The organism is Streptomyces sp. NPDC058877, assembly GCF_042742855.1.
In the GTDB taxonomy this organism is placed as follows: Bacteria; Actinomycetota; Actinomycetes; order Streptomycetales; family Streptomycetaceae; genus Streptomyces.
In genome coordinates, this window is record NZ_JBHYMF010000065.1 from 24,653 (window position 1) to 31,615 (window position 6,963).

9 protein-coding genes and 1 pseudogene are annotated in these 6,963 nt (G+C 69.6%); 3 read left to right on the forward strand and 7 right to left on the reverse strand.

The features are described from left to right. Position 1: 1 nt before the first annotated feature. From ligA to ACFW2Y_RS17350, 3 genes are read left to right on the forward strand one after another with little or no spacing between them, the layout of a single operon-like run. The gene (gene ligA / locus ACFW2Y_RS17340; protein WP_384879377.1) at positions 2–1,306 is read left to right on the forward strand and encodes a protocatechuate 4,5-dioxygenase subunit alpha; all 1,305 of its coding nucleotides are present in this window, start codon (positions 2–4) and stop codon (positions 1,304–1,306) included. A gap of 1 nt (position 1,307) precedes the next feature. Beyond that, positions 1,308–2,282, forward strand: a complete 975-nt coding sequence (locus ACFW2Y_RS17345) for a Gfo/Idh/MocA family oxidoreductase (protein WP_384879380.1) — start codon at positions 1,308–1,310, stop codon at positions 2,280–2,282. Positions 2,283–2,316: 34 nt separating this feature from the next. Continuing rightward, positions 2,317–2,940: an aldo/keto reductase gene (locus tag ACFW2Y_RS17350; protein WP_384879383.1), complete on the forward strand. Its 624-nt coding sequence runs from the start codon at positions 2,317–2,319 to the stop codon at positions 2,938–2,940. Positions 2,941–2,947: 7 nt separating this feature from the next. Here ACFW2Y_RS17350 and ACFW2Y_RS17355 read toward each other — a convergent pair whose 3' ends face one another. From ACFW2Y_RS17355 to ACFW2Y_RS17385, 7 genes and pseudogenes are all read right to left on the reverse strand, one after another. After that, positions 2,948–3,103: a hypothetical protein gene (locus ACFW2Y_RS17355; RefSeq protein WP_384879386.1), complete on the reverse strand. Its 156-nt coding sequence runs from the start codon at positions 3,101–3,103 to the stop codon at positions 2,948–2,950. A 21-nt stretch (positions 3,104–3,124) separates the two neighbouring features. Then, the gene (locus ACFW2Y_RS17360) at positions 3,125–3,382 is read right to left on the reverse strand and encodes a DUF6221 family protein (RefSeq protein ID WP_384879389.1); all 258 of its coding nucleotides are present in this window, start codon (positions 3,380–3,382) and stop codon (positions 3,125–3,127) included. A 134-nt stretch (positions 3,383–3,516) separates the two neighbouring features. Continuing rightward, entirely contained in the window at positions 3,517–3,786 is a 270-nt protein-coding gene (locus tag ACFW2Y_RS17365; RefSeq protein ID WP_384879392.1) for a hypothetical protein, read from the reverse strand. 73 nt (positions 3,787–3,859) lie between these two features. Further along, positions 3,860–3,997: pseudogene (locus tag ACFW2Y_RS17370) on the reverse strand (IS5/IS1182 family transposase); the annotation flags it as partial. Further along, positions 3,998–4,456 (reverse strand): MaoC family dehydratase, encoded by a 459-nt coding sequence (locus ACFW2Y_RS17375; RefSeq protein ID WP_384879394.1) that lies wholly within the window; start codon positions 4,454–4,456, stop codon positions 3,998–4,000. It abuts the pseudogene before it with no gap. A 308-nt stretch (positions 4,457–4,764) separates the two neighbouring features. Next, the gene (locus ACFW2Y_RS17380) at positions 4,765–6,309 is read right to left on the reverse strand and encodes a long-chain fatty acid--CoA ligase (RefSeq protein WP_384879397.1); all 1,545 of its coding nucleotides are present in this window, start codon (positions 6,307–6,309) and stop codon (positions 4,765–4,767) included. 11 nt (positions 6,310–6,320) lie between these two features. Next, a partial coding sequence (locus tag ACFW2Y_RS17385) for an amidohydrolase family protein (protein ID WP_384879400.1) occupies positions 6,321–6,963 on the reverse strand: 643 nt, incomplete at its 5' end.

Here is a 6,963-nt window from a genome sequence, read left to right on the forward strand (position 1 = left end):
CATGCCGCTGGACAAGACCTACAAGTTGGTTCCGGGGACCACGATCTTCGACTCCGAGCAGTCGGCCAAGGGTTACCACCTCAACCAGTTCTGCATGTCATTGATGACGGCGGAGAACCGCGCGGCCTACCTCGCCGACGAGCGCGCCTACCTCGACGCCTGGCCACTGCGGGAGGAACAGAAGCGGGCCCTGCTCGACCGCGACCTCAACGCGGCGATGCGCGAGGGCGGCAACATCTACTTCCTCGCCAAGTGGGGCGCCACGCTGGGCCTCTCGTTCCAGCAGATGGCGGGCTCGATGACCGGCATGACCGAGGAGGAGTACCGTGCCATGATGGTCGACGGCGGCCGCTCCGTCGAGGGCAACCGCATCGACCACGCCGCCCTCGAAGCCGCCCACGCACCGGCGCCGCCGGCCGCGCACGCCACCGTCACCGGCGCCGTCTTCACCTCGCACGTGCCGGCGATCGGCGCGGCGCTGGACCACGGCAAGACCGAAGAGCCCTACTGGCGGCCGGTCTTCGACGGATACGAGTACGCCAAGGCGTGGGAGCGGGAGAACGTCCCCGACGTGATCTTCCTGGTCTACAACGACCACGCCAGCACCTTCGACCAGTCGATGGTCCCGACCTTCGTGCTCGGCACCGGCGCCTCCTACCCCATAGCCGACGAGGGATACGGCCCCCGCCCCGTGCCCGACGTCGAGGGCGACCCCGACCTGGCCGCGCACATCGCGCACTCGCTCATCCGCGACGACTTCGACCTCACCCTCGCCAACGAGATGGCCGTCGACCACGGGCTGACCGTCCCCCTGTCGCTGATGTTCGGCAACGTCGAGAAGTGGCCGTGCAAGGTCATCCCGTTCCACGTCAACGTGGTGCAGTACCCCGTCCCCTCGGGTGCCCGCTGCTTCGCGCTCGGCCGGGCCCTGCGCAAGGCGATCGAATCGTACGACCAACCCCTCAAGGTGCAGGTGTGGGGCACCGGTGGCATGAGCCACCAGCTCCAGGGCCCCCGCGCCGGCCTGATCAACCGCGAGTGGGACAACGCCTTCCTGGACCGGCTGGTCGAGGACCCGGCCGGTCTGGCCGAGGTGCCGCACCTGGAGTACGTCGAGGAGGCCGGCTCCGAGGGCATCGAGCTGGTCATGTGGCTGATCGCCCGCGGCGCCCTGAGCGACGTCGACGGCTCCGGCGAAGTCAAGGTCAAGCACCGCTTCTACCACGTGCCGGCGTCCAACACCGCCGTCGGCCACCTGATCCTGGAAAACCACCCCGGGGCCGAAGGGCCCACCGAGAAGGAGTGACATGACTGACGACCGGAGCCTGCGGATCGCCCTGGCCGGCGGCGGCGCCTTCGGCGCCAAGCACGCGGCCGCGCTCCAGCGGATCGAGGGCGTCGAAGTGGCCGCCGTCGTGAGCAGCAGCCTCGAACGCGCCCGGAAGTTCGCCGCCGAGCAGGGCATCGGGCGCGCCGTCGCCACCCTGGACGAGGTGCTGGCGATGGACGACGTCGACGCCGTCGTCCTCGCCACCCCCACCCAGCTGCACGCCGGACAGACGCTGGCCTGTCTGGAGGCGGGCAAGCACGTGCAGGTCGAGATCCCGCTCGCCGACTCGCTCGGCGACGCCGAGGCGTGCCTGGCGGCGCAGGAGCGCACCGGGCTCGTCGGGATGGTGGGCCACACCCGCCGCTTCAACCCCAGCCACCAGTGGGTGAAGCAGCGGGTCGATGCCGGCGAGTTCGGCATCCAGCAGATGGACGTGCAGACGTACTTCTTTCGCCGGAAGAACCTCAATGCGCTCGGTCAGCCGCGGTCCTGGACGGACCACCTGCTGTGGCACCACGCCGCGCACACCGTCGACCTGTTCGCCTACCAGGCCGGATCGCCGATCGTGCAGGCGAACGCGATCCAGGGGCCCGTCCACCCCGAGCTGGGCATCGCGATGGACATGTCGATCCAGCTGCGCGCGGCGAACGGCGCGATCTGCACGCTGTCGCTGTCCTTCAACAACGACGGCCCGCTGGGCACGTTCTTCCGCTACATCGGCGACACGGGAACTTACATCGCCCGCTACGACGACCTGTTCACCGGCAAGGACGAGCCGATCGACGTGAGCGGTGTCGACGTGTCGATGGACGGCATCGAGCTCCAGGACCGCGAGTTCGTCGCCGCGATCCGCGAGGGCCGCGAGCCGAACTCCTCGATCGCCCAGGTCCTGGCCTGCTACCGGACGCTGGCCAGCCTGGAGGAGCAGCTGAACGCGGTCACGGGCTCGTGACCGCGCCGCCTCGGGCCGCCTCGGGCCGTTCGAAGTGCCGGCGGTCGGCCTCGGCTGTAGGAACCTGAGCCGTGCGTACGGCGTCCCGCCCACTCCGGAGGCCGCCGAGCGGCTGCTCCTGACGGCTGTGGAGGAGGGTGTCACGCTCTTCGACACGGCCGTGCCGTACGGCTTCGGCGCCAACGAGGAACTGGTCGGGCAGACACTCGCCGGGCACCGGGACCGGATCGTGCTGGCCAGCAAGTGCGGGATGACCGGGGTCGACGGACGCCGGGTCATCGACGGACGCCCGGAGACGATCCGGCGCACCGCCGACGAGGCGCTGGCCCGGCTGTGCACCGACGTCATCGACGTCTACCACCTGCACCGGCTCGACCGGGCGGTGCCCGTCGAGGAGAGCGTCGGGGCGATGGCCGAGCCGGTCACGGCCGGCAAGGTGCGCGCCCTGAGCCTCTCCGAGGTGTCCGCCGCGACCCTGCGGCGCGCGCCGTGCACCCGATCGCCGCGCTACAGAACGAGTACGGCCTCTGAACGCGCAACCCAGAGGAGGACACACTCGCGGCCACCCGTGAACACGGCATCCCCCTCGTGGTGTTCAGCCCGCTGGCGCGAGGCTTCCTCACCTCGGCGACGCCGGACTTCGACGCCCTTCCCATGAGCCCAGCTCATGCCTCGGCGACGCCGAAGGCGCCCTTGACGGTCCGGCTCGGCCCGCACGCGTCGAGATCGGTCGGCACCTGCATGTCGAGGCCGGCATGTGGCGACGAAGGAGTCTGGGATGGGGAATCACGGGCTCTGTCGGAGATCTTGTGACGCTCCATGGCCTCCTCTTGGACCAGGTTTCAGGGTCGCCACTCTGATCGGTAATCGGGGTGTTCGACATACGACTGCGCGAGCACGCGCAGGGCATGACGAAGACCGGCCACGCGGGTGTCGGAAGGGTCCATCCCCTCGTACTCCCGAGCCAGCATGTCGACCAGGTCGAGCATCGGCAGGTGACTGTCAAGGAGTGCGTCGCCCCCGAAGCGGTAGGCCACCTCGGCATAGGCATGGTTGTCCGCCTCGTAACGGGCGTGAAGAAACCTCAGGAGATCGTCCACGAGAGGATTCTCGGCGATCTCCAGCGGTGTTGGCGGAGGTCCTGGTCAGTTCACGCCCGGAGGAGGAGGCATATGCGGAGGAGGTCGGGGTTGGCGCGGCCTGAAGTGACCCCACGGGTCCCGACACTTCCGTTTTATGCCGCGAGGTCCGGCCGTTGATGGCAACGGATCCTCGCCTGGTACGGCGTGGCGAAGGACGCCTCGCTGCCGAGGCGTTCGGGGTTGTCGCCGACCGTGATGCGCAAGGCCGCCGCGCTGTCCGGGCCGATACCGTTCACGTCGAGCAGGCCAGGCGTGCTCGACGTGACGGCATCGGATATCCGTTTGGTCAGGTCGTTGATCTCTTCTGTCAGGTTCAGGATGCGACGGGCCCGCAGTTTCAGGGGGTGGCGTGCGGCCCCCACCGGCCCGGAGATCTCCGCCTCTGCCAGTGCGGCGCACCGTTGGAACAGTTTCGGGCTGCTCAGTGAGCCTCTTTCATCCTGAATAGCTACAGGTCAGCATGGTGTGGACGGCCTGGATGATGGTGCTGATACGACGGGTTGAGCATCGGGCGCGCCGAAGCAGTCGCCAGGACTTGAGCTGAGCGAAGGCACGCTCGACGGGGACTCTGAGTCAGGCGTAGTGGCGGTAGACGGCCTGGGCGACGCAGGCCGGCTTGTCGCTGCCCTCGACCTCGACGGTGAACGTCAGGGGCATCTGCACGCCGTTGCCCTTGACGTCCTCCACCTCGCCGACGGCACCGTGCAGCCGGATCTTCGCCCCGACTGGCACGGGACTGGGGAAGCGGACCTTTTCCAGGCCGTAGTTGACGCTCATCTTCGTGCCGGTGATCTCCAGCAGCTCGTTGAAGAGCGGGATGATGAGGGAGAGGGTGAGGTAGCCGTGGGCGATCGGGCCGCCGAACGGGCCGTCCTTGGCCTTCTCCGGGTCCGTGTGGATCCACTGGTGGTCGTCGGTGGCGTCGGCGAAGGTGTTCACCCGCTTCTGGGTGATGTCGAGCCAGTCGGTGCGGCCGAGGTCGGCTCCGGTGAGGGCCTTCAGTTCGTCGAGGCCGTTCGCGGTGGTGGTCATGGTGGACTCCTTGGGGATGTGAGGCGGTCCGGGAGGACCGGGTGTGGTGATGGCAGGTTGCCGCTGGTGCCTCGGAGGGGACGGTCGTCTGGCCCTCCGGGATGCTCCGACCGGGGAGGAGAACCGTGGTCATCTCTGGTCATGGACCTGCCGGTGGAGCGTTCTCGGGCTGTGAGAGGCGCTGGTCACGGTGGAACGGAGCTTCGGGGCCGAGCAGGCGGCGGGCGTCGACCCCGGCAGCTCCAGCCGATGGCACGGGCGGTGAGGGACACCGCCCGTGCGGGGCCAGGTGGGGTTCCGGGTGTCCGTCACGTCTGCGGACGGTCGCCGGGCACGTCCGCGTGGGCATCGCGCACGGCGGGCTTGATGATCTTCCCCGAGGCCGTGCGGGGCAGCTCTTCCGTCAGGACGAGGGTTTTGGGGATTTTGTATTTGGCGAGTCGGCCGTGGAGGTGGCCGAGGATCTCGTCCTCGTCGGCGCGGGCTCCGGACCGGAGGACGACGACGGCGCGGCCGACCTCGCCCCAGACCGGGTCGGGCACGCCGATGACGGCACACTCGGCGACGGCGGGATGGGTGAGGAGAGCCTCCTCGACTTCGGCCGGGTAGACGTTCTCGCCGCCCGAGACGAACATGTCCTTGACCCGGTCGACGACGTAGGCGTACCCGTCGTCGTCCGTGCGCGCGACGTCGCCGGTACGCAGCCAGCCTTCCGCGGTGAAGGCGGCTTCGGTGTCCTCGGGCCGGTTCCAGTAGCCGGTCATGACGTGGGGGCCCTGGACCTGGATCTCGCCCCGCTCGCCCGGTCCGGCCTCGCGGCCGTCCGGCAGCACGATGCGGGTGTCGGTGAAGAAGTGCGGCACCCCGGCGGAGCCGGCCTTGGCCGCGGCCTGCTCCCGGTCCAGGTACAGGACGCCGGGGGACGCCTCGGTCATGCCGTAGCCCTGGCTGAAGGCGAGGCCGCGGTCGAGGTAGGTGGCGATGGTGCGGGCTGGCACGGGGGCACCGCCGCAGTTGAGGGTGCGCAGGCTGGACAGGTCCGTGGTGGCCCAGCGGGGCCGGGCGGCCATGGCGTCGTACATGGTGGGGACGCCGAACATGTACGTCACCCGCAGATCCTCTATCAGTTCCAGGACGCGCTCGGCGTCGAAGGCGCCGAGGAGGACCACCCGGCCGCCCTTGAGCAGGGTGGGCAGACAGGTCATGTTGAGGCCGGCGGTGTGGAAGAGCGGGGCCACCACGAGGGTGACCTCGTCGCCGGTCAGGTCGGTGTCGACGAGGACGTTGACGCTGTTCCAGGTGATGTTGGCGTGGGAGAGGACCGCGCCCTTGGGTCGGCCCGTGGTCCCGGAGGTGTACATGATCATGCACGGGTCCTCGGGCGCCACGGCCTCGTCCAGCGGCCCGGTGCCGGCGGCGGCGATCAGTTCCTCGTGGCCGAGCGCGTCACTGTCGGGCCCGGCGAGGGCGATCCGGTGCCGTATGCCCGCCTCGGCCGCCGCGGCGCGGGCCGTCCCGTCCTGTTCGGGCCCGTGCACGAGGACGGTGCTGCCCGAGTCGGTCAGGTTGTACGCGAGCTCCGGCGCCGTCAGACGGGTGTTGAGCGGGACGAAGACCGCGCCCAGTGACCCGGCGGCGAACAGGGTCTCCAGGAAGGCCGGGTGGTTGGGGCCGAGGTAGGCGATCCGGTCACCCCGTGCCACACCCAGCTCCCGCAGCGCGTGGGCGAGGCGCAGGACGCGCTCGTGCAGCTCCCGGTAGGTGAGGGTGGCCCCGTCGTGGACGACGGCGATCCGGTCGGGGGTCTTGCGGGCCCGGCGCGCGGGCCAGGAGCCGATGCCTTGGTTCAACACGAACGACTCCTTCAGTCCGTGCTCAGGCCGAGCAGGCGGGCGGCGTTCTCCTTGAGGATCTTCGGCCGGACCTCGGGTTTGATGTCGAGCTTCTCGAAGTCGGCGAGCCACCGGTCGGGGGTGATGACGGGGTAGTCGGAGCCGAAGAGGACCTTGTCCTTGAGGAGGGTGTTGGCGTAGCGCACGAGCTGCGGGGGGAAGTACTTCGGGGACCAGCCGGACAGGTCGATGTACACGTGCGGCTTGTGGGTGGCCACCGCCAGGGCCTCGTCCTGCCAGGGGAAGGAGGGGTGGGCGAGGATGATCCGCAGTTCGGGGAAGTCGACGGCGACGTCGTCGACCAGCATCGGGTTCGAGTGCTTCAGGCGGATGCCGCCGCCGCCCGGGACGCCGGCGCCGATGCCGGTCTGGCCGGTGTGGAACAGGGCGGGCACGCCGAGCTCCTCGATGGCCTCGTACAGGGGGTAGGCGAGCGGGTCGTTCGGGCAGAACGCCTGGATGCTGGGGTGGAACTTGAAGCCGCGGACGCCGTGCTCCTCGACCAGCCGCCGTGCCTCGCGCACGCCCGCGCGCCCCTTGTGCGGGTCGATGCTCGCGAAGGGGATCAGCACGTCGGCGTGGGCGGCGCAGCTCTCGGCGATCTCCTCGTTGGAG